At 69.5% G+C, this 20,863-nt stretch carries 17 protein-coding genes; 7 read left to right on the top strand and 10 right to left on the bottom strand.

The features are described 5' to 3' along the window. Positions 1-5 precede the first annotated feature (5 nt). The 3 genes from ASF87_RS11310 to ASF87_RS11300 all read right to left on the bottom strand — a co-directional run bounded on the left by ASF87_RS11310 (position 6) and on the right by ASF87_RS11300 (position 2,292). On the bottom strand, positions 6-395 hold the full coding sequence (locus ASF87_RS11310; protein ID WP_056375954.1) for a hypothetical protein: 390 nt from the start codon (positions 393-395) through the stop codon (positions 6-8). A gap of 183 nt (positions 396-578) precedes the next feature. Further along, positions 579-1,394 carry an SDR family NAD(P)-dependent oxidoreductase gene (locus ASF87_RS11305; protein ID WP_056375952.1) on the bottom strand — a complete coding sequence of 272 codons (816 nt, stop codon included), beginning with the start codon at positions 1,392-1,394 and terminating at the stop codon, positions 579-581. 91 nt (positions 1,395-1,485) lie between these two features. Then, positions 1,486-2,292: an SDR family NAD(P)-dependent oxidoreductase gene (locus ASF87_RS11300; protein WP_235558928.1), complete on the bottom strand. Its 807-nt coding sequence runs from the start codon at positions 2,290-2,292 to the stop codon at positions 1,486-1,488. Positions 2,293-2,477: 185 nt separating this feature from the next. Between ASF87_RS11300 and ASF87_RS11295 the strand changes: the two genes are divergently transcribed. From ASF87_RS11295 to ASF87_RS11285, 3 genes are read left to right on the top strand one after another with little or no spacing between them, the layout of a single operon-like run. Next, positions 2,478-3,935 (top strand): APC family permease, encoded by a 1,458-nt coding sequence (locus ASF87_RS11295; protein ID WP_056375949.1) that lies wholly within the window; start codon positions 2,478-2,480, stop codon positions 3,933-3,935. Between the two features lie 35 nt (positions 3,936-3,970). Further along, positions 3,971-4,810 (top strand): molybdenum cofactor biosynthesis F family protein, encoded by an 840-nt coding sequence (locus ASF87_RS11290; RefSeq protein ID WP_056375947.1) that lies wholly within the window; start codon positions 3,971-3,973, stop codon positions 4,808-4,810. A 4-nt stretch (positions 4,811-4,814) separates the two neighbouring features. Continuing rightward, complete coding sequence (locus ASF87_RS11285) at positions 4,815-6,455, top strand: amidohydrolase (RefSeq protein WP_056375945.1); 1,641 nt, start codon at positions 4,815-4,817, stop codon at positions 6,453-6,455. 78 nt (positions 6,456-6,533) lie between these two features. Here ASF87_RS11285 and ASF87_RS11280 read toward each other — a convergent pair whose 3' ends face one another. From ASF87_RS11280 to ASF87_RS11270, 3 genes are all read right to left on the bottom strand, one after another. Then, the gene (locus tag ASF87_RS11280) at positions 6,534-7,997 is read right to left on the bottom strand and encodes a GMC family oxidoreductase (protein ID WP_056375942.1); all 1,464 of its coding nucleotides are present in this window, start codon (positions 7,995-7,997) and stop codon (positions 6,534-6,536) included. Next, positions 7,994-9,439, bottom strand: coding sequence for an aldehyde dehydrogenase family protein (locus tag ASF87_RS11275; RefSeq protein WP_056375940.1), 1,446 nt, complete (start codon positions 9,437-9,439; stop codon positions 7,994-7,996). The genes ASF87_RS11280 and ASF87_RS11275 overlap by 4 nt, the downstream gene beginning before the upstream one ends. A gap of 149 nt (positions 9,440-9,588) precedes the next feature. Beyond that, on the bottom strand, positions 9,589-10,026 hold the full coding sequence (locus ASF87_RS11270) for an Lrp/AsnC family transcriptional regulator (RefSeq protein WP_042541627.1): 438 nt from the start codon (positions 10,024-10,026) through the stop codon (positions 9,589-9,591). A 150-nt stretch (positions 10,027-10,176) separates the two neighbouring features. Between ASF87_RS11270 and pdhA the strand changes: the two genes are divergently transcribed. The 4 genes from pdhA to ASF87_RS11250 all read left to right on the top strand — a co-directional run bounded on the left by pdhA (position 10,177) and on the right by ASF87_RS11250 (position 15,186). After that, a complete protein-coding gene (pdhA, locus tag ASF87_RS11265) occupies positions 10,177-11,277 on the top strand; it encodes a pyruvate dehydrogenase (acetyl-transferring) E1 component subunit alpha (RefSeq protein WP_056375937.1) in 1,101 nt (366 codons plus the stop codon). Further along, entirely contained in the window at positions 11,274-12,302 is a 1,029-nt protein-coding gene (locus ASF87_RS11260) for an alpha-ketoacid dehydrogenase subunit beta (protein WP_200933722.1), read from the top strand. The genes pdhA and ASF87_RS11260 overlap by 4 nt, the downstream gene beginning before the upstream one ends. Beyond that, a complete protein-coding gene (locus ASF87_RS11255; RefSeq protein ID WP_056375936.1) occupies positions 12,299-13,708 on the top strand; it encodes a dihydrolipoamide acetyltransferase family protein in 1,410 nt (469 codons plus the stop codon). Before ASF87_RS11260 ends, ASF87_RS11255 begins: the two co-directional genes overlap by 4 nt. A gap of 158 nt (positions 13,709-13,866) precedes the next feature. Further along, positions 13,867-15,186 carry an MFS transporter gene (locus ASF87_RS11250; protein WP_056375934.1) on the top strand — a complete coding sequence of 440 codons (1,320 nt, stop codon included), beginning with the start codon at positions 13,867-13,869 and terminating at the stop codon, positions 15,184-15,186. 56 nt (positions 15,187-15,242) lie between these two features. On the opposite strand, the gene ASF87_RS11245 is transcribed toward ASF87_RS11250, so the two are convergent. The 4 genes from ASF87_RS11245 to dhaK all read right to left on the bottom strand — a co-directional run bounded on the left by ASF87_RS11245 (position 15,243) and on the right by dhaK (position 20,808). Continuing rightward, a complete protein-coding gene (locus tag ASF87_RS11245; RefSeq protein ID WP_157550058.1) occupies positions 15,243-16,532 on the bottom strand; it encodes a hypothetical protein in 1,290 nt (429 codons plus the stop codon). Between the two features lie 168 nt (positions 16,533-16,700). Then, positions 16,701-19,175 (bottom strand): phosphoenolpyruvate--protein phosphotransferase, encoded by a 2,475-nt coding sequence (ptsP, locus tag ASF87_RS11240; protein WP_082508847.1) that lies wholly within the window; start codon positions 19,173-19,175, stop codon positions 16,701-16,703. After that, a complete protein-coding gene (gene dhaL, locus ASF87_RS11235; RefSeq protein WP_157550103.1) occupies positions 19,175-19,816 on the bottom strand; it encodes a dihydroxyacetone kinase subunit DhaL in 642 nt (213 codons plus the stop codon). Before dhaL ends, ptsP begins: the two co-directional genes overlap by 1 nt. Continuing rightward, entirely contained in the window at positions 19,816-20,808 is a 993-nt protein-coding gene (dhaK, locus tag ASF87_RS11230) for a dihydroxyacetone kinase subunit DhaK (protein ID WP_056376471.1), read from the bottom strand. The genes dhaL and dhaK overlap by 1 nt, the downstream gene beginning before the upstream one ends. Positions 20,809-20,863: the final 55 nt, after the last annotated feature.

Here is a 20,863-nt window from a genome sequence, read left to right as displayed (position 1 = left end):
CAGACTCAGCGGCCGCCGCACCAGATCGACCACCCTGTCGACCCGGGTAGTCGCATCTCCGCCCACCGCGCCGGCATCCTCTCCCCCGCCAGACTCAGCGGCCGCCGCACCAGATCGACCACCCTGTCGACCCGGGTCGCACCCCGCACATCCACACCCACCGTCCGCTGCAGCAGCTCATTCAAACCCAGACAGCCCGCCGAATGGGCGAAGTCCCCCGTGTCCGCCGTCGCAACCGACTCCACGATCACCGCCTCCGCACGCCGGAACACCGCCCCCGCACCCTGCAACACCGCCACCCGCTCCGCATCCGACAACCCCGCCAACCCGTCATCGGACAGCACCGCATCCAGGTCGGCGACGACCCGATCCAAAAGCTCCGCAGCGCTGTTCATACCCCCAGTCAACCGGGAACCACCGACATTCAAGAGCCGAAACGTCCCGCGTTTACCCCAGATCAGACCAAGAATCCCGGCCTACCGGAATTATGCGGCGCGAGTCGTCGCCCCAGGCTGTGGAGAGACCACGCATCTGGAGCGGGAGCGACCGAACCAGGAACGAGAGCGAACAGATGCTCCCTACATCCCCGCCCGGTCGAACGCGATCGTCGGCACATCCACCACGTGGGATCCGCCGTCCGCCACGATCACGGCACCCGTGACGTACGACGACTCCCCCGACCCGAGAAACCGCACGACCGATGCGATCTCGGCGGGGCGAGCCGGTCGCTGCAAGGGCACATCCGCCGTCACGGTCGCATATGCCTCCTCGCGCGACCCGAGGCCCGCCTGCGTGGCGAACTCGTCCATCTCGTCGTCCGCCATCGGCGTCTGCACCCACCCTGGGCACACCGCGTTCACGCGCACACCCCGTCGTCCGTAGTCGCGGGCGAGGGTCCGCGTCAGACCGATCAGAGCGTGCTTGCCCACCGTGTATCCGGCCACAGACGGACCAGCGAAGAGACCGGCGAGCGACGACACGATCACGATCTGCCCCTTCGCCTCGATCAGCGACGGCAATGCCTCTCGCGCCATGACGAACGCCGTGGTGAGGTTGGCGCGGATCGCCGCGTCCCAGCTGTCGTCGTCGGTGTCGGCCACGGGTGAGAAACCGTGTCCGCCGGCGTTCGCGACCAGCACGTCGAGCCGCCCGAACGTCGCAAGCACCTCAGCCACCGCAGCCTGGGCGGATGCCGTGTCGGCGGCGTCCGCGACGATCGGGTGAGCGCCCACCGCATCCGCCACTGCGCGCAACGGCTCAGGCCGCCGCCCGACCACGACGACGTGCGCCCCCTCTGCGGCATACCGCTCGGCGACCGCCGCTCCGATGCCGGTTCCGCCGCCGGTGATGACGACGACGCGCCCCGAGACCGTCGATCCGACTGCAATGCCCATGTCTGCTCCTGTTCCTGATGCGCTCCCGCGCAGTTCACGCGCTCACGCGCAAGTCCACGCGCTCACGCACCATCCGCTGCCCCCGAGGTCATCAGGCGGGGAATCCTGATCGGGCCGAGTACCCGAAGTCGCTGACGATCGTCGTGCCGTTGATCGCTCCGCTGCGTCGTGACACGAGGTAGAGCACGTGAGAGGCGACGTCTTCGGGCGTCTGCACCGCGAACGACGGATCGACGAACGCATCGGCGCCGAGGTCGCCCCGACTCATCGGCGTGTCGACGATCGACGGCGCCACCGTGTTCACTCTGATGCCGTCTCGGGCGAGATCCACCGACAGCGACCGGCCCAATTGGACGAGCGCCGCTTTCGACACGCAGTACGGCGCCATGCCCGGCGATGACACGAACGCGGAGTCGCTCGCGAGCAGCACGACGGATGCGGCGGCCGAAGCGCGCAGCGCGGGGAGCGCCCGCGCCAGCACGAGGAACGCGCCCGTGACGTTGACGGCGAACACCGTGTTCCACTCGAGCAGCGAGATCTCATCGATGGGCGACCCGACCGGGCCCGAGATCCCAGCGCAGCAGACGACAGCATCCAACCCACCGAGCTCTTCGACGGAGGTCGAGACCGCATCCGCCACCTGTGCCTGGTCGGTGACATCAGCCACGCGCAACACGGCGTCACGGCATCCGCGTGCAGTCTCGGCGAGCGCAGCACCATCGCGATCGAGCAGGGCCACACGCACCCCTTCCGCGGCGAGCGCGAGCGCCGTCGCACGCCCGATGCCGCTCGCTGCTCCCGTGATCAGCGCGGTCGTGCCGCTCAGCTGCAGGTCCATGATCTCCCCCGAGACTCCGCGGCAGCGCCGGGCGGCGCTCCTCAAGGACGGCGGTGTCATCACGGTCATCCTGCTCCGCCGTGCGCAAGCCGGGAACACGGCATGGACGGCTGTGCGCGCTGGCACCATCGTCCTTCGCTCAGGGTCAACCGCCGGACTCGCGGCGCGAGCAGACTCGCTCTATCGACGATCCCCCTCATCCTCGATGCCGTTCGACACGGCCGTCACCCAGCAAAGGAGCCGACGTGGCAGACCCGATATCTGCGTCCACGACGCAGCAGGACCACACCTCTCTTCGACCCGGCGCGCTCGGCGTCGCCGGGATCGTCTTCCTCGTGCTCGCCGCCGTCGCACCGCTGACGGGCATCGTGGTCGTCGCCTCCCTGGCGATCGCCCTCGGAAACGGTGGCGGCACACCGATGGCCTTCTTCCTGGTCGCCGCGATCCTGCTGCTGTTCGCCGTGGGATACGCGCAGATGTCGAAGCAGCTCGTGAACGCCGGCGGCTTCTATGCCTTCGTCGTGAAGGGCCTCGGTCGCACGGGCGGTCTCGTCGCGGGCCTCATCGCCACGCTCGGCTACAACTTCTTCGTGGTCGGCACGATCGGCACCAGCGGCTTCTTCATGCAGAACATCATCCGCGACCTCACGGGCCTCGACGTGCACTGGCTGATCTGGGGTCTGCTGTCGATCGTCGTCTGCTTCGTGCTGGCGAGGGTCGGCGTCGACTTCAGCTCCAAGATCCTCGGGGTGTGCCTCGTGCTCGAGGTGCTGATGCTCGTGGTCTTCGACGTCTCGGTGCTCGTGCAGACGGGATACGACGTGGCCGCCTTCAGCCCCGAAGCCGTGTTCTCGGGCTCCCTGCCGATCGGCCTGCTCCTGGCCGCGACGGGCTTCCTCGGTTTCGAGGCGACCGCCCTGTTCAGCGAGGAGGCGAAGCAGCCGCTGCGCACCATCCCGCGCGCGACCTACACCTCGATCATCGCGATCGGCGTGATCCTGGGCGTCACCACATGGGCGGTGGTGAGCGCCACCGGCGTCGCGCAGGCACAGGCCACAGCTCTCGAGCACCTGCCGACGGGCGACCTCATCTTCACCCTCTCGCAGCAGTACCTCGGCGGTCCGCTGACCACGGTGATGATGATCCTGCTGCTCGTCAGCCTGTTCGCGGCGATGCTCGCGTTCCACAACTCCGCCACCCGCTACCTCTACTCCCTCGGGCGCTCGCGGATCCTTCCGCACGCGCTGGCCCGCACGCGACGCAACGGCGCCCCGCAGCTCGCGGGGATCGTGCAAGCCTCGTTCGCAGCCGTCGTGGCGATCATCTTCGCGATCGCCGGTGCCGACCCGATCCTCACCCTGGTGCCGGCCATGCTCGGCTTCGGCACCCTGAGCGTGCTGATCCTGCAGGGACTCGCCGCGATCTCGATCGTCGTGTACTTCCGTCGCTCCGGCGACCCGCGGTGGTGGAGCACATTCATCGCTCCGGGCATCGGGTTCGTCGGAATCGCAGCGATCTCGGTGCTCGCGATCGTGAACTTCAACATCGTCGCCGGATCCGAAGAGCTCGCCATCCGCCTCATGCCGCTGCTGCTCGTCGTGGCTCTCATCGGCGGCATCGTCTACGGCGCCTATCTCAAGCGCTCCAGGCCCGCCGTGTACGAGGGCCTCGCATCCGACCTCGAGCGATTCAGCGATCGCTGACGCTCGCCAGACCCCCACCCATCTCGAGGAGAGACATGACGACCCTGAACCCCGCCGACACCTCCACCTGGCTTCCGCTCGAGGGCCTCGCCCCCGGGTTCGACGCGAACAAGGCCCCGCACACGACCGCGCTGAGCGGCCGGGAGATCACGGTCGAGGACGCGCGCGGAACCCGCATCTCGCACCGTTTCGCCGACACCACGGTCACGTGGGACTACCGCCCCGGTGCCGAGGATTCGACGGCGCCTGCCACCGACACCGACGACTACGAGGCCTTCGAGGTCGACGACGACCTGTACTTCGTGCAGTTCCATCACAGCTACCTGCCGAACGAGGCCGTGTCGCTGGTCGTCGACCTCCGCCACGGGCGCGCCCTCGCCGTCATCTCGGTGATCCTCCCTGCGCCGGAACAGGGGCGCACCCGCGTGCAGCACGTGTTCGCACCGAGCATCATCGAAGGCGCGACCGTGACGGGCGCCGAGCCTGCCCCGACGACGACTCTCATCGGCCGCCGGGTCGAGTGGGTCTACAGCGAGGAGCACGCGTACGAGCACGTCTACCTCTCGGAGCGCTGGTACTCGTGGCAGTGCCTCGCCGGCCCCGAACGAGGCCTCGCCGACACCGACGAGAACAGCGTCTGGGAGGTGCGCCCCGGCATCTACGTCTTCGCGTGGCGCGAGAAGGTCATCCCGTGCGCGTCTGTCACGATCGCCGACCACCGTGACGTGAACGCGATCCGCTCGCACGGCGTGCTGTTCGGACTCGACGAGTCAGGCGAGGTGCCGACGCACTTCACGTTCGGCGCGCACGGCCGACTGCTCTCGACCACGCATCATGCAGAGGGACTCGAGCCCGCCCTGTTCGGAGCGGTCTGAGATAGTGGCGGCCGAGCTGATCGTCACAGGCTCGGTGATCCGCACGGCGGATCGTCGGAAGCCGGTCGTCGAGGCGTTCGCCGTGCGCGACGGACGGATCCTCGGCGTCGGGACCAGGGTCGAGATGCAGGCGCACCGCGGGCCGGGCACGCGGATGCTGGACGTCGGCGACGCCGCGGTCTACCCCGGTTTCGTGGATGTGCACAATCATCACGCCCTGGCCGGCCGCACCGAGCTGTTCGAGCTCTCGCTGCCGCCGTCGCTCGCCCTCGACGACATCCTCGATCTCGTGCGCGACAAGGCGCAGACGCTGCCGCCTGACGCGTGGATCGTGGGCGGCCCGGTGTCGACCACGCTGCTGCCCACCCTCGCGAACACCGCGACCAGGCAACGTCTCGATGAGGCGGCCGGAGGGCGACCGGTGGTGCTGGTCGAGGACTCGAGGCACAACAGGTGGGCGAGCACCCGGGCTCTGCAGCTCGCCGGCATCACCGCCGACGGCATCCCCTCCGGCGGCGTCACTCTGCTCGATCCCGACGACGGGACGCCGACCGGGGTGCTGCTCGAGGCGGCGGGCATCCCGGTGCAGGAGGCCTACGACCGCAGTGGCGGGTTGACGACCGAGCAGCACATCGCCGCGTCGCGCCGTGGCGTCGAGATCCTCAACTCCTTCGGCATCACGACGTTCCAGGATGCCGGGGTGTCGACAGACATCCTCGCCGCGCTCGCGGCACTCGACCGGTCCCAGGAGCTCTGCGCCTGGGTCGTCTCGTCGCTGCTGATCAACGACGAGATCTTCGGGTTCGATCCGATCGGCGCGGCGCTCATCGATCTGGGCGAGCAGTACCGAACCCCGCACCATCGTCCGGACTTCGTGAAGATCTTCCTCGACGGGGTGCCTCCCGCGCGGACGGCGTCGTTTCTCGAGCCGTACGTGGCGGATGCCGTGCACGGCGCCCACTTCCACGGCGAGACGGCGATGGACTTCGACGAGCTGCACACATGGCTGCGGTCGGTCGCGGAGCGCGGACTCGGCGCCAAGGTGCACTGCACGGGTGACGGGTCGGCGCGTCTCGTGCTCGACGTCGCCGCACGCATCCGCGCCGACGGCTACACCACCCCGATCCAGATCGCGCACGGCCAGTTCCTCGCCGCTGACGACATCCCCCGGTTGCGAGCCCTCGATGTGTCGGCCGACATCTCGCCGTTCATCTGGTTCCCCGGCGTGATCCCTCAGGCGCTGACCGAGGTGCTCGGTGATCGAGCCGAGCATTCGCAGCCCAACCGCGCCCTGATCGATGCAGGAGCGCTGGTCGCCGGCGGTTCGGACTGGCCGGTGAGCGAGTCTCCGAACACGCTCGAAGGACTTCAGGGACTCGTGACGCGCGCCGACCCTCTCGGTCGCGCACCCGGCGTCCTCTGGCCCGAGCAGGCGATCACCGCCGAGGAGGCGCTGGAGGTCTTCACGATCAACGCCGCGACCGCGATGGGTCTCGGATCGGAGACCGGGTCGCTCGTGCCTGGCAAGTCCGCGGACTTCGTCGTGCTCGCCCGGGATGCGATCGCCGGCCCCGCCGACGAGATCGTGCACACCCCGGTGCGCTCGACGTGGTTCGCCGGTCGCGAGGTCTACACCGCGGGCTGACAGACACGCACGCCCGACGAGACGCCGGAGCCCCCTCCTGCACGTCGCAGGAGGGGGCTCTTCGAGCGTGCACAGCCGTCAGCGTCCGAGCAGGAACCTCGCCCCGAGCTCGCCGATCATCGCGGCGGGCGCATTGGTGTTGCCCGTCGGAACGGTCGGGATCACCGATGCATCGATCACGCTCAGCCCCTCGAGGCCGCGGACGCGCAGCAGCGGGTCGACGACCGCGTCGGCATCCGCCCCCATCCGGCAGGTCCCCACCTGGTGGTGGTAGGTGATGGCGGTGCGGCGCACCCAGTCTTCGATCCCCTCGTCCGGCACGTCGGGGCCCGGATACACCTCGGTCGCTCCCCACGCGTCGGCGAGCGCGGGCTGCCCGCCGATCCGACGGCACTGACGCACGGATGCCGCGAGCGAGGCGACATCCCTCTCGTCCGCGAGCGCAGCGAGATCGATCAGCGGCGGGTCGTCGAGGTCGCGGCCGGACAGGGTGAGCGTGCCCCGGCTGTGCGGCGTCACCAGGCCGGCCATGAGCGTGAATCCGTCGTCTCCGCGAGGTTCGAGGTCTCCCCACATCGGCACCGAGAAGTGGATCGGCTGCGTGTCGGGCTCTGCGAGGTCGTCGTGACTGCGCCAGAAGAGGTGCGACTGCGTGACCGAGACGCCGGGCTGCGGCGGCCCCACCGGCCGCTCGGTCGTGAAGATGACCGGTGAGAGCAGGTGGTCGTGCAGGTTCTTGCCCACGCCGGGCGCATCGAGCACGACCGGGATGCCGAGGGCTGCGAGCTCGGCGGCGGGGCCGATGCCGGAGCGCAGGAGGATCACGGGCGATCCGATCGCACCGGCGGACAGCACGACCTCGTCGGCGAAGACATCCTCGGAGTCGGCGCCGGATCCGAGCCGGACGCCGACGGCGCGCCCCTCCTCGACGATCACCGAATGCACCTCGCGTCCGGTGAGGACCGTGAGCGTGTCGGCGACCGGCTGCGCATAGGCCATCCATGTGTTCACCCGGCGCCCGTCGCGGATGGTCACCTGCTGCTGCGAGACGCCGTCGAGGGTGCCGCCGTTGTAGTTCGGATTGCGGGGCAGCCCTTCTTCGACCGCCGCGTCGATGATCGACGCCTGGATCGGCGAGAGCTCGTAGTCGTCGGTGACGGGCAGCACATCGTGCTCGAGCGCGTCGAAGACGGGTTCGACAGTGCTCCATCCCCACCCCGTCGCTCCCGCGCGCTCCCATGCGTCGTAGTCGGAGGCTGCGCCGCGCACCCAGATCATCGCGTTGAGCGCGTGAGACCCTCCGGTGACCTTTCCGCGCGGAAGATGCAGCCGGCGACCGCCGGCGTGCTCCTGCGGCACGGTGAAGAAGTCCCAGTCATCGGCCGAGTGCCAGAGCTCCCCCGCCCTCGACGGGTCGTGGATCGCGGGGTTCGAGTCGTACCCTCCGGCCTCGATCAGCGTGACCTCGACTCCCGCATCCACCAACCGGCGTGCGACGATCGCGCCCGAGGTTCCTGCCCCGACGACGATCGCGGACTTCATGCCTGAGCCTTCCGCCCCGGGCCCGAGACGACCTGGGTCACGGCGACGGACTTGAGGCCCTCGACGCCGAACTCGAGGCCGTAGCCCGAGCTCTTCACCCCGCCGAACGGCACCATGGGGTGCAGCCCGCCGTGCGAGTTGATCCACACCGTGCCGGACTCCATTCGCGTCGCCGCCTCGCGAGCGGCCTCGGGGTCGCTCGACCAGACCGATGCGCCGAGACCGACGTCGACCGAGTTGGCGAAGGAGAACGCCTCATCGACATCGCTGTACCTGATCACCGGTAGCGCGGGCCCGAACTGCTCCTCCTGCACGAGGGCCGCGTCGTTGTCGATGTCGGCGACGATCGTGGGCCGGTAGAACAGCTCGCCGAGTTCGGGTGCCGCCTCGCCACCGGTGACGACACGCGCGCCGCGGCCCTTCGCGTCTTCGACCAGCCGCGACACGATGTCGAACTGTGCGCGATTCTGCAGCGGACCCAGCACGTTGTTCTCATCGAGCCCGTTGCCCATCGGCACGGACGCCGCGATCTCGGCGAGCGCGTCGACGACCTCGTCGTAGACCGAGTCGTGCACGTAGAGGCGCTTCATCGCCGCGCACGTCTGACCGGTGTTGATGAACGCCCCCCAGAAGAGGTCCTGGGCGATGGCCGACACCTCGGTGCCCGGCAGCACGATGCCTGCATCGTTGCCGCCGAGTTCGAGGGTGAGGCGGGCGAGGTTGCCGGCCGAGCTCTCGATGATGCGGCGCCCGGTGGCTGTCGATCCGGTGAACATGATCTTGTCGATGTCGGGGTGCGAGGCGAGGCGGGCGCCGACCTCGCGGTCGCCGGAGACGCCGATGAGCACATCGGCGGGCAGCACGTCGTTCATCACGGCCAGCATCGCGAGCACGCTCAGGGGGGTGTACTCGCTGGGCTTCGCGACGACGGTGTTGCCCATCCGCAGCGACGGACCGATCTGCCAGACGGTGATCATCAGCGGCCAGTTCCACGGACCGATCGCGCCCACGACCCCTGCGGCCTTGTAGACGAGCTCGGCATGCAGGGTCTCGTCATCGACGAGCACCTGCGACTCGATCGGGATGGTCGCGTTGGTCCGCAGCCACGCCGAGCAGGCACCGAGCTCGAAGCGCGCGTTGGGGCCGTTCAGCGGCTTGCCCTGTTCGCGCGAGAGCAGGTGCGCGAGCGCTTCGGCGTTCGCGTCGATCGCATCGGCGGCCGCGATCAGCAGCTCGCTGCGCTTCGCGTGCCCGAGGGACTCCCAGCCGGGCTGCGCGGCCCGCGCCCGCGCGATCGCCTCGTCGAGGTCACCGACCGAATGCTCGGGCGCACGACCGATGACGTCACGTGTGGCGGCATCCGGGATGTCTCGTCCGGCGCCCTCCGGCGCCTGGATGCGGTCGAGCAGCGCGGTGGCTGCGGATGCGGCGGATTCGGACATCGGGACTCTCCTTCGAGCGGGACGCGTGCCAAGGAACTGGCAGTCGTCTCATTGTCGGACGGCGTCGGGCGGCCCACTTGTCGAGGAGTGCGCCGCAGATGTCCGAGTGCGAAGGGATGACCTCGGCGTCCGCCCGCTCGGACACCGGATCAGACGAGGGTGAAGTCCTCGAAGATCAGGGTGGTGCGGGTGGACCTGATCGACGGGATCGCCTGGATGTCCTCCAGCACGATCCGGCGGAGGTCGCGCGCGTCGCTTGCTCGGACGAGCAGGATGACGTCGAAGTCGCCGCCGACGAGTGCCATGTGCTCGATCTCGGGGATGGCGCGGAGCCGGGCGCTGACCTCCTGCCACGTCGCCTGCTCGATCGCCAACGTCACGTATGCGCTGGCGTGGTGGCCGAGCAGCACCGGATCCGTGCGCACCGAGTATCCGGTGATGATGCCCGCATCGGTGAGGCGCTTGATCCGCGCATGCGCGCCCGCCCTCGAGATGTGCACCGCTTCGGCGATGGCGGTCATGGACGCACGCGCATCGGCCCTCAGCTCCGCGAGGATCGCGTGGTCGGTCTCGTCGAGCGTGATCATGGAACCCCTTCGTCCGTGCCTGAATTCTGACATTTCGTCGTACAGATGGGCAACCCGGCCGCAATCGTCCACGATCTGCCGATTGTTCTTGGACGACTGTCTGCCGGGGCGCATGCTGTCCTCATCGGGTTCGGCAAGGAGGGCGAACGGATGGAACACGCAGATCTGCTGCCGCGCGACACAGCGATCCAGCTCATCGATGCAGACGGCAGGGTCGTCGAGGACGAGCGCTACGCGCTGCCGGACGCCGAAGCCCTGCTCGCCGCCTATCGGGGTCTCGTCGAGGGTCGACGCATCAACGACCAGGCCAGCGCTCTCGTGCGGCAGGGTCGCCTGGCCGTCTACCCGTCATCGCACGGTCAGGAGGCCTGCCAGATCGGCGTCGCTCTCGCTCTCTCCGATGACGACTGGCTCTTCCCCACGTACCGCGACTCGGTGGCGGTCGTCGCGCGCGGCGTCGCCCCGGCCGACGCGATGGTGCTCCTCAAGGGCGACTGGCATTCGGGCTACGACGTGCGGGCGCACCACGTCGCTCCTCAGGCGACTCCCCTCGCCACGCAGCTCCTGCACGCGGTCGGCTTCGCGTATGCCGCGAAGAGGCGCGGCGAGAGCACCGTGGTCGTTGCCCTGTGCGGTGACGGCGCGACCAGCGAGGGCGACTTCCATGAGGCCATGAACTTCGCCGCGGTCTTCCACGTGCCCGTCGTCTTCTTCGTGCAGAACAACGAGTTCGCGATCTCCGTGCCGCTCAGTCGTCAGACCGCGGCGCCCTCCCTCGCCCACAAGGCGATCGGCTACGGGATGCCGGGGCAGCGCCTCGACGGCAACGACGTCGCCGCAGTGCTGGCAGTGCTCGGCGATGCGGTCGATCGGGCGCGCGCCGGCGGCGGACCGACGCTCATCGAAGCGCACACCTACCGGATGCAGGCGCACACGAACGCCGACGACGACACCCGCTATCGCGAGCGCGCGGAGGTCCAGGCGTGGGTCGCGCGTGATCCGCTGACACGTCTGCGCACGTACCTCACCGGCACGGGCGCGCTCACGGAAGAGCTCGAGGCGGAGTACGCCGACCGCGCCGAGCAGACGGCCGCGGCGATGCGGGAGGCGCTCAACACGGATGCCGACATCGACCCCGAAGACCTCTTCCGCTTCGTCACCGAGTCTCGCTCGCCGCAGCGAGAAGAACAGTGGCACCTGCTGAGGGGCGAGATCGAGCGCACGCACGAACCCGCAGGAGGTGCACGATGACCATCGCCCACGACGACGTCCGCGTCGACATGCGTGTCGCGGCCGTATCGACCATGAGCATGGCCGCCGCTCTGAATCTCGCCCTCGCGGACGCGATCGAGAGCGATCCGGAGGTCGTGGTGTTCGGCGAAGACGTCGGCGCGCTCGGAGGCGTCTTCCGGATCACCGACGGGCTCACCGCGCGGTTCGGCGAGGATCGCTGCTTCGACACCCCACTCGCCGAATCCGGCATCGTCGGCACAGCCGTCGGCATGGCGATGAACGGCATGAGGCCCGTCGTCGAGCTGCAGTTCGACGCCTTCGCGCTTCCCGCGTTCGAGCAGATCGTCAGCCACGTCGCGAAGCTCGGCAACCGCACGCGCGGCGCCGTGCGGATGCCGCTCGTGATCCGCATCCCGTTCGGCGGCGGCATCGGCGGAGTCGAGCACCACTGCGACTCGTCCGAGGCGTATTACGCCCATACCCCCGGGCTCACGGTCGTGAGTCCGTCGACGCCGCAGGACGCGTACTCGATGCTGCGAGCGGCGATCGCCTCGCCCGACCCGGTGATCTTCCTCGAACCGAAGAAGCTGTATTGGACGAAGGGCGAGGTCGACACCTCGGTGCTCGCCGAGATCGGCACCGCCAGGGTCGCCCGCGACGGCACGGATGTCACCCTGATCGCCTATGGCGCCTCGGTGCCGCTCGCTCTCGAGGCGGCAGACGTCGCGGCATCCGAGGGGCGCAGCGTGCAGGTCATCGACATCCGCTCGCTGTCTCCCTTCGATGACGAGACGGTGATGGCCGCCGTGCGTGCGACCGGACGAGCGGTCGTGATCGCCGAGGCCCCTGGTTTCGCCAGCGTCGCCTCCGAGATCCAGGCACGGGTGTTCGAGCGCTGCTTCGAATATCTGGAGGCGCCGGTGCGACGTGTCACCGGTTTCGACACCCCGTATGCGCCGCCGAAGCTCGAGCACTGGTACCTGCCCGATGTCGACCGCGTCCTCGACGCGATCGACTCGCTGCACTGGGAGGACGCGTCATGACCGCACTCACCACCCGCGTCTTCCGGCTCCCCGATCTCGGCGAGGGCCTGACCGAGGCGGGCCTCGTGCAGTGGCTGGTCGCGGTCGGCGACACCATCGTCACCGACCAGGCGATCGCCGAGGTCGAGACGGCCAAGAGCATCGTCGAGCTGCCCTCCCCCTTCGCGGGAGTCGTGACCGCCCTGCACGGAGAGCCTGGCGAGACGATCGACGTCGGCGCCCCGGTTCTCGAGGTCTCCGATGCGACGCAGCCGGCGAGCACGACCGACTCGGGCGCACCGAACGGGTCGGATGCCGCAGAGCACGCGGCCTACCGAGAAGAGGAGCGGGCGGGCTCGGGCAACGTCCTGATCGGCTACGGCACCTCCGACCGCGTGACGACCGGTCGTCGTCGTGCGCGGGCGACCGTGGTCCCGACGTCGGGCGTCCGTGATGCCGCTCCCTCGGCAGAAGCGACGCTGCCCGAGCCGACGCCGACGGAGCCTGGCGTTCCCGCCCCGCCGACGACCGCCTCGCGGCGCACGGTGGCCGTGCGCTCACCGCTCGTCCGCCGCCTGGCGCGAGATCTCGGGCTCGACGTGCACGAGATCACCCCGACCGGACACGACGGCTCGATCACCCGCGCCGACGTCCTGGCCGCGGCCGTCGACGATGCCGTCGACGGCGCAGCCGCACAGCATCGCAGCGCGAGCGGGCAGAGCCTCGACGGCCTCGCCGTGGTCTCGCGCGAGCGTCTGTCGGCTCTGCGCCGCGCCGTGAGCGCGAAACTCAGCCGCAGCCGCTCCGAGATCCCCGAGGCGACCGTGTGGGTCGACGTCGACGCCACCGAGCTGTGGACGCTGCGCGCCGGCATGGCTCCCGAGGGCGGCAGAGCCCCCTCGCTCACAGCCCTCATCGCGCGCTTCGTGCTGCTCGCCCTGGAGGATCATCCGGTGCTGGCATCTCGACTGAGCGACGATGCCTCAGAGCTCATCTCGTTCGAGGGCGTCAATCTCGGCGTCGCCGCCGACACCGCACGCGGGCTCGTCGTTCCGGTCGTCCCCCGCGCCCACGAGCTCTCCGTCGAGCAGCTCGACGCGGCGCTGCGCGACCTGACGACTGCAGCCCGATCCGGGTCGATGCCGCCGGAGCGCCTGCGCGGATCGACGTTCACCCTGAACAACTACGGCGGACTCGGGGTCGACGGCTCAGCCGCGATCATCAACCACCCCGACGTCGCGATCCTCGGAATCGGTCGCATCATCGAGCGGCCGTGGGTGATCGACGGGCAGATCGTCCCCCGCCGCATCGTGCAGATCTCGCTGGTGTTCGACCACCGGGTGTGCGACGGCGGATACGCCGCCGGCTTCCTGCGTCGAGTGACCGAGCTCATCGAGCATCCGCTGCGTGCATTCGGGCGGGTGTGAGGGCCACGCACGTCGCACTCCTGCGCCGCCATGGACGCAGTGCTTGGGCCGCGGGTCGGCGTGCGCTACTCTCGTCAATTACTGACCGATCATTCGGTAAGTGATTCGGAGCGGCACGTCGTCGCTCTCTCCCCCACCCGCAGAACAATGGAGTTCGCATGACGTCAGCAGTCTCCGCAGACAGCACGAGAACGAGAATGCCCGCCGAGGAACGGCGGGTGCTCGCCAGCACCCTGGTCGGCACCTCGATCGAGTGGTACGACTTCTTCATCTACGCGCAAGCCGCGGGCCTCGTGCTCGCTCCGCTCTTCCTCGCTCCGATCGCCGAGGAGAACAAGGGGTTCGCGCAGATCCTGTCCTTCGCCACGATCGGAATCTCCTTCCTCTTCCGCCCCCTCGGAGCCATCGTCGCCGGGCACCTCGGCGACAAGCTGGGCCGCAAGAGGATGCTCGTCTTCACGCTCGTGATGATGGGGCTCTCCACCTCCCTGATCGGCCTGCTGCCGACCTACGCGGCGATCGGTGTCGCGGCTCCGATCCTGCTCATCGTGCTCCGCATCCTGCAGGGGTTCTCGGCCGGCGGTGAATGGGGCGGCGCGGCGCTGATGGCCGTCGAGCACGCGCCCACGAGCCGACGCGGACTCTTCGGCGCCTTCCCGCAGATCGGTGTTCCGATCGGCATGATCCTCGCGACAGCGACACTCTGGGTGCTGACGAGCTCGATGTCACCCGAGGCGTTCCTCGAGTGGGGCTGGCGGATCCCGTTCCTCATGTCGATCGTGCTGATCGCCGTCGGCTACGTGATCAGGCGCGCAGTCGATGAGAGCCCGGTCTTCGAAGATCTACGGCGCCGCCGTCAGGAGGCCTCGGCACCGCTGGGCCGCCTGTTCCGCAAGAACACCAAGCAGGTCGTTCTCACCGCACTGATCTTCATCGGAAACAACGCCGCCGGCTACCTGCTCATCGCGTTCTTCGCCACCTACGCTGTCACCGCTCTCGGCATGGAGCGTCCTCCCGTGCTGCTGGCGACGACGCTGGCCTCGTTCGGATGGCTCATCTTCACGCTCTGGGGCGGTCACCTCTCCGATCGTCTCGGGCGGGTCCGCACCTTCCAGATCGGCTACATCGCACTCGCGCTCTGGGCTGTGCCGATGTGGTTCCTGATCGATACGGCGAACATCTTCTGGTACTTCGTGGCACTGTTCGTGATGACGTTCGCACTCGGGCTCTCCTACGGCCCGCAGGCGGCCCTCTACGCCGAGATGTTCCCGGCCAACGTCCGCTACTCGGGTGTCTCCATCGGATATGCACTGGGCGCCATTCTCGGCGGAGCGTTCGCTCCGATGATCGCAGAGACGCTGATGAACCAGTTCCGCGCGGCGTGGACGATCGGCGTCTACATCGCCGCCGCAGCACTGATCTCCCTCATCGCAGTGACGGTGGTGAAGGAGACGAAGGGCGTCGACCTGCACGCCTGACGGAGCCGCTGACACGGCCGGGCGGCGGGTCGGTCGGTGGAACGACCGGCCCGCCGTCAGCCGAAGACGAGCGGCGTGCGGGCTGTGGCGTCCTCGACCGTGATGCCGACGATCATCGACCCCTCCTCGACGACATCGCGGTCGGCCTGGAACCGGAAGACCTGGCCGTCACGCGTCGCGACGGCGTAGAAGTCATCGCCTGACGCCGCGACATCGACGACGGTGCCCCCGGGGTAGGCGGCCATCGCATCCGCCACGGGAGCGCCGAGGCGGATGTCTCCCCGGTGCGGCAGCGCCGCTCCGTCGTCGACCGACTCATCGAGGCTGCGATCGCTGCCGACGGTGATCGACCACACCGCGTCACCGGCCTCGACGGGCTGCACCAGGATGGACCCCGCGCCCCCGGGCGCGACGAGCCTCCACGGTCCGCCGTCGTACTCCGGCTCCATGACCTGCGCATCCTCGCCCGCTGTGGCGAGAGCGGCATCGACCGAGTCGCCGAGGCGGAGCGGGCCCACCCCGCCGACACCGATCTGCCACTCGCTCCACACGGCTCCGGGGTCTCCCGACGGATCGGTCTCGGCGACAGGCGGGTTCTCGGTGAGCTCGTCGATCAGCCCCGACCTCGCCTCGTCGGCGCGGGTCTGCAGCAGCAGGGCGGCGGCTTCAGCGTCGAAGCCGCGATCACCGCTGAAGGGCTGCCAGAGCTGGACGATCACGTTTCCGGTCGACGCGAATGCGCCGAACGACCGCCAGTCGAGCCCCGCGTCGACCAACGACCCCGCGAAGGCTCGGACATCCTCGGAGGGTTCCGGAATCGCGGCATCGAAAGTGATGGTTCCCTCTTTGGCGAACTCGGCGCACTGCTCGGCAGCCTGGAGCAGCTGATCCATTCGCCCCTCGGCCTGGGCCTCATCAGCGAACTGCATGATCGTCAGCCGGCCGAACCCATTGGCGGGATCCGTCGGCACCTGCCATTCGACCGTCCTCGCCCCGACGCTGCCAAGCGACTGCTCGGCGTAGAGGGCATCGCAGATCGGCGGGTCCGCAGCGAGACCTCCACCATCCGACACCTGTTCGAGCATCGGCGAAGGATCACCGACCTCGGTGGCCTCCGGCACGATCCCCACGATCTCCTCAGGGGTGAGCGCGAACGCGTCGAGTTCGTCTCCGACGAACGCGATCGGTCCAGCGTAGGGCTCGGGGGACGCGGTCGACGGAGACGGCGAGGGCGAGGGCGACGGCGAGGCCTGAGGAGTCGGGGCGCAGGCGCTCAGAGCCACCAGCGCGCCGATCCCGATCGATGCGAGCATCATTCGCGCTCGACACGTGGTGAAGACAGTCATGTGCATCCTCCGACTCGTCATGCGCCGCTGCGGGCGCCCCCTCCCCGGAGCCTAAGGCGCCGCGGCACCTTCGACCAGGGGCGCGCGCATGTCGAGATCAGAACGAGAGGAAGAGCATGCCGGATATCGCATATATCCGCCTGATCGGAGTCGGACGACGTGAACCCTTCAGTCGCCGCTGAGCGCAGCGGCCGCAGCGGCGCGGGCATCGGCCGCGGTCGCCGCTCTCAGCACCGCTACCGCGGCGGCATCGCACTGATCACCCGTGACGTCTGCCAGCGCCGCCGCGACACGGCCCAGCGCGCGGGGCGTCATCGACAGGGAGGTGACCCCGAGGCCGACCAGCACCGCGGCCAGAGTGGGATCGGCACCGGCCTCGCCGCACACGCCCACCGGCAGGTTCCACCGGCGTCCGGCAGCACCCGCTTGGCCGATCAATCGCAACACGGCCGGCTGCCACGGATCGTTCAAGTCGCCCAGCTCGCCGAGCAGTCGGTCCGCGGCGAGCGTGTACTGGGCGAGGTCATTGGTTCCGATGCTGACGAAGTCGACGACCTCGAGGATCTCAGAGGCGAGGAGCGCGGCGGAGGGCGTCTCGACCATCACTCCCACCTTCTCGAGCCCGGCCGCCCGCGCACGGTCTGCGAAGTCGCGCGCCTCATCGACCGTGGCCACCATCGGAGCCATCACCTCGACGAGCGCCGACTCCGCCGCTGCCGCGAGCGCGAGGGCCCGCAGCTGATCATCAAGCAGCGCGGGTGATCGCCGTGCGATCCGCAGACCGCGGACTCCGAGAGCGGGGTTCTCCTCCGTGTCGGCGTTGGCGAACGGCAGCGGCTTGTCGCTGCCCGCGTCGAGCGTGCGCACGACGACCTTCCGCCCCGGGAAAGCCGCGAGGACGCCTCGGTAGGCGTCGACCTGCTCGTCGACCGACGGCGCATCGGTGCGGTCGAGGAAGCAGAACTCGGTGCGGAAGAGACCCACTCCCTCTGCCTTCGATGCCGCAGCCGCCACCGCTTCGGCCGCGCCGCCGACGTTGGCGAGCAGTGCGATCCGGCGCCCGTCCGCGAGCACGCCCTCTCCGTCGAAAGGCACGACGATCGACGCGGCCTGCGCCTCGGCGATCCTGGAACGGCTCGGGTCGACCTCGACCGTGCCCCGGTCGCCGTCGACGAGCAGGTCGGCGCCGGATGCGATGCCCGTGGCCCCGCCGACCCCGACGACCGCGGGGATTCCGAGTGAGCGGGCGATGATCGCGGTGTGCGATGTGGGCCCGCCCTGCTCGGTCACCAGAGCGACGCAGTTGCCGCCGTCCAGGGCGGCCGTGTCGGCGGGTGCGAGGTCGGTGGCCACGAGCACGAAAGGCTCATCCCGCTCCGGAACACCGGGCATCTCGACCTCGAGGATCTCGGCGATGATCCGGTCTCGGACGTCACGGATGTCGGCGGCACGCTCGGCCATCCGACCGCCCAAGGCTCTGACCGCCTTCTCGTGCGCGAGAGCCGTCTCCCAGACGGCGCGGGCGGCGGTGCGCCCCTTCGATCGGACGAGCGACGTCGCATCTGCGACGAGCTCGGGGTCTGAGGCGAGCAGACGCGAAGCATCGAGGATCGCTCGAGCCTCTCCGGTCGCCGCCGATGTGCGGCGGCGGAGCTGATCCGCCACCGCGACGGCTGCCCACTCGATCGCCGACACCTCGCTCTCACGGTCAGCCGCATCGACCGTCAGGCCCGGGTCGGGCTCGTCGAGTGGCGCAGCCAGCAGCACGGCCTGCGCTGCTGCCCGCCCGGCGCTCACGCCTCGCCCGCTCAGCACCGTCCCGGACACCACGGGCGCCGCGCTCACCGCCGACTCGGTCGACCGCGTGCGCACGACCTCTCTCGGGGGCGCGGCGACCGCGGTTCCTTCACCGAACCCCTCGTCGAACAGCGCGACCAGTCGATGGATGGCGAGCTCGGCGTCCGCCCCGGTCGCGGACAGCCGCACCTCGTCGCCCTGCCTGGCGCCGAGCATCAGCAGTCTCGACAGGCTGGCGCCCGCGGCCTCCGGCCCATCCGGCAGCCGCGTGAGCCGCACATCCGCCCCTGCGGAGGCCTCGGCGATCAGCGCAGCCGGACGAGCATGGATGCCGAGCGGGTTGCGCACGGTGACCACGCGGGTCACCGCGTCGATCGGCCCGAGCGTCGGTGCGAGCGTCGGCGCGGCGAGCGCGCCAGGTTCGTCCGGGTCGCCGAGCTGGCCGGTCTTCGCGCCGAGCGCAGCGGACGCCTCCTCAGCCACGACCTCGAGCGATGCGCCCGCCGCCGCAGACACGACTGCGGCGAGCAGCCCTTCCACGAACGGCGCGGGCGTGAGGCGAACGGGCACGTCGCTCATGCGCAGCTCGAGCGCCAGCTCCGCGCTCAGCACCGCCGAGCCGAGGTCCATGAGCACCAGCACGCCGTCGCAGTCGGCCGCCAGTTCGTCGATGGCCGCGGCGACCGCGACGGCATCCGTTCCGAGGACGGCTGCGCCGTCGGCATCCGTCCCCGCGCCGGCCGCCACCAGGACGCGCGCTCCCCCGCCTCGCACCATCTGCTGGGCAAGCTCCAGGGCCGCCTCCCCGAGTCGAGCGCTGTGGGAGACGGCGACGATGCCGACCATCAGGACGATTCCGCGGTGGCCTGGGCGAGCGCCTCGAACAGCAGCGTCGTGGACGCCGCACCCGGATCGATGTGACCTGCGCTGCGCTCACCGAGGTAGCTCGCGCGTCCCTTGCGTGCCACCAGCGGCTCCGTGGCGTCACGCCCCGCAGCCGCAGCATCGGCAGCCGCAGCCGTCGCCGCTGCGAGATCCGCCCCGCCTGCGATCGCCGCATCGAGTGCATCCACGGCGGGCGCCATCGCGTCGAACATGGTCTTGTCGCCGGCTTCGGCCTTGCCTCGCGCGACGATCCCGTCGAGACCCGCTCGCAGCGAGGCTGCGAGCCCGGCGGCATCGAGTTCGTTCACAGGGCCGGCCGCCATCCCCATGCGCAGGAACAGGGTTCCGTACAAGGGCCCGCTGGCACCTCCGACCGAGCTCACGAGCGTCATGCCGACGGTCTTGAGCAGCTCGTCGACGGTGGGCGGCACCGCCGAGTCGAGCTTCGCCACGACCGCGTCCATGCCACGGGCCATGTTCGCGCCGTGGTCCGCGTCGCCGATCGCCGAGTCGAGCTCGGTGAGCCATTCGCGCTTCTCGGCGACCACGTCGCGGAACCGCCGGATCCAGTCGACGAGGGCCGCGGTGTCGATCGCCGCCATCATGCTCCCCATCGCAGTCCTGGCGTGTTCACCGGGGCATCCCACAGTCGCAGCAGCTCATCGTCGGCCTTCAGCACCGTGAGCGAGCACCCGGCCATGTCGAGCGACGTGATGTAGTCGCCGACCAGGTTGCGAGCGATCTGCACCCCCGCCTTCTCGAGCAACGACGCGACCTCGCCGTACATCAGATAAAGCTCGATCAGCGGCGATCCGCCCATGCCGTTGAGCATCACGATCGCGGGTCCGGCAGCGTCGAGGTCGGCGAGGATCGGCTCGACGAGCTGGCGGGCGATCTCGGATGCGGGGGCCAGCGGCTCGCGATGCCGACCGGGTTCGCCGTGAATGCCGATGCCGATCTCCATCTGGTCCTCGGGCAGGTCGAACGTGGGTTTGCCCGCTGCGGGAACCGTGCAGCTCGTGAGCGCCATCCCCATCGAGCGGCCTTGACTGTTGATGCGCGTCGCGAGCTCGACGACCGCGGCGAGATCCTGTCCTTCTTCGGCCGCCGCGCCGACCAGCTTCTCGAGCAGCACGGTCAGTCCGACACCACGACGCCCGGCCGTGTAGAGAGAGTCCTGCACGGCGACGTCGTCGTCGACGATCACGGTGCCGACCTCGATGCCCTCCATCGATGCGAGCTCGGCGGCCATCTCGAAGTTCAGCACGTCACCGGTGTAGTTCTTGACGATGTGCAGCACGCCGGCGCCGCGGTCGACGGCCTTGGTCGCCGCTTGCACGCGGTCGGGCGTCGGTGAGGTGAACAGCTCGCCGGCGACCGCCGCATCGAGCATGCCCACCCCCACGTAGCCGCCATGCAGCGGTTCGTGTCCGGACCCGCCACCGGAGACCACCGCGACCTTGCCCTGCGCCTTCGGCGTCGCGCGCGTGATCACGTGCGTCTCGAGGTCGACCGACAGCTCGGGATGCGCGAGGGCGACGCCTCGCAGCGACTCGACCAGCACATCGGCGGGGTTGTTGATGAGCTTCTTCATCGTTCGATCTCCCTTGATCTCTGCGGTGGCGATCTTTCGCAATATTGGAAAGTTA

The sequence above is a fragment of the Microbacterium sp. Leaf161 genome (assembly GCF_001423645.1).
Taxonomy (GTDB): domain Bacteria; phylum Actinomycetota; class Actinomycetes; order Actinomycetales; family Microbacteriaceae; genus Microbacterium; species Microbacterium forte.
Note: the sequence above shows the minus strand (reverse complement) of the source record. Positions and strands in the feature narration are given on the sequence as shown.

Coding starts and splice junctions, on each gene's coding strand:
- ASF87_RS11310 (WP_056375954.1), bottom strand. CDS start 395: ATGAACAGCGCTGCGGAGCTTTTGGATCGGGTCGTCGCCGACCTGGAT.
- ASF87_RS11305 (WP_056375952.1), bottom strand. CDS start 1,394: ATGGGCATTGCAGTCGGATCGACGGTCTCGGGGCGCGTCGTCGTCATC.
- ASF87_RS11300 (WP_235558928.1), bottom strand. CDS start 2,292: ATGACACCGCCGTCCTTGAGGAGCGCCGCCCGGCGCTGCCGCGGAGTC.
- ASF87_RS11290 (WP_056375947.1), top strand. CDS start 3,971: ATGACGACCCTGAACCCCGCCGACACCTCCACCTGGCTTCCGCTCGAG.
- ASF87_RS11280 (WP_056375942.1), bottom strand. CDS start 7,997: ATGAAGTCCGCGATCGTCGTCGGGGCAGGAACCTCGGGCGCGATCGTC.
- ASF87_RS11275 (WP_056375940.1), bottom strand. CDS start 9,439: ATGTCCGAATCCGCCGCATCCGCAGCCACCGCGCTGCTCGACCGCATC.
- ASF87_RS11270 (WP_042541627.1), bottom strand. CDS start 10,026: ATGATCACGCTCGACGAGACCGACCACGCGATCCTCGCGGAGCTGAGG.
- pdhA (WP_056375937.1), top strand. CDS start 10,177: ATGGAACACGCAGATCTGCTGCCGCGCGACACAGCGATCCAGCTCATC.
- ASF87_RS11260 (WP_200933722.1), top strand. CDS start 11,274: ATGACCATCGCCCACGACGACGTCCGCGTCGACATGCGTGTCGCGGCC.
- ASF87_RS11255 (WP_056375936.1), top strand. CDS start 12,299: ATGACCGCACTCACCACCCGCGTCTTCCGGCTCCCCGATCTCGGCGAG.
- ASF87_RS11250 (WP_056375934.1), top strand. CDS start 13,867: ATGACGTCAGCAGTCTCCGCAGACAGCACGAGAACGAGAATGCCCGCC.
- ASF87_RS11245 (WP_157550058.1), bottom strand. CDS start 16,532: ATGACTGTCTTCACCACGTGTCGAGCGCGAATGATGCTCGCATCGATC.
- ptsP (WP_082508847.1), bottom strand. CDS start 19,175: ATGGTCGGCATCGTCGCCGTCTCCCACAGCGCTCGACTCGGGGAGGCG.
- dhaL (WP_157550103.1), bottom strand. CDS start 19,816: ATGGCGGCGATCGACACCGCGGCCCTCGTCGACTGGATCCGGCGGTTC.
- dhaK (WP_056376471.1), bottom strand. CDS start 20,808: ATGAAGAAGCTCATCAACAACCCCGCCGATGTGCTGGTCGAGTCGCTG.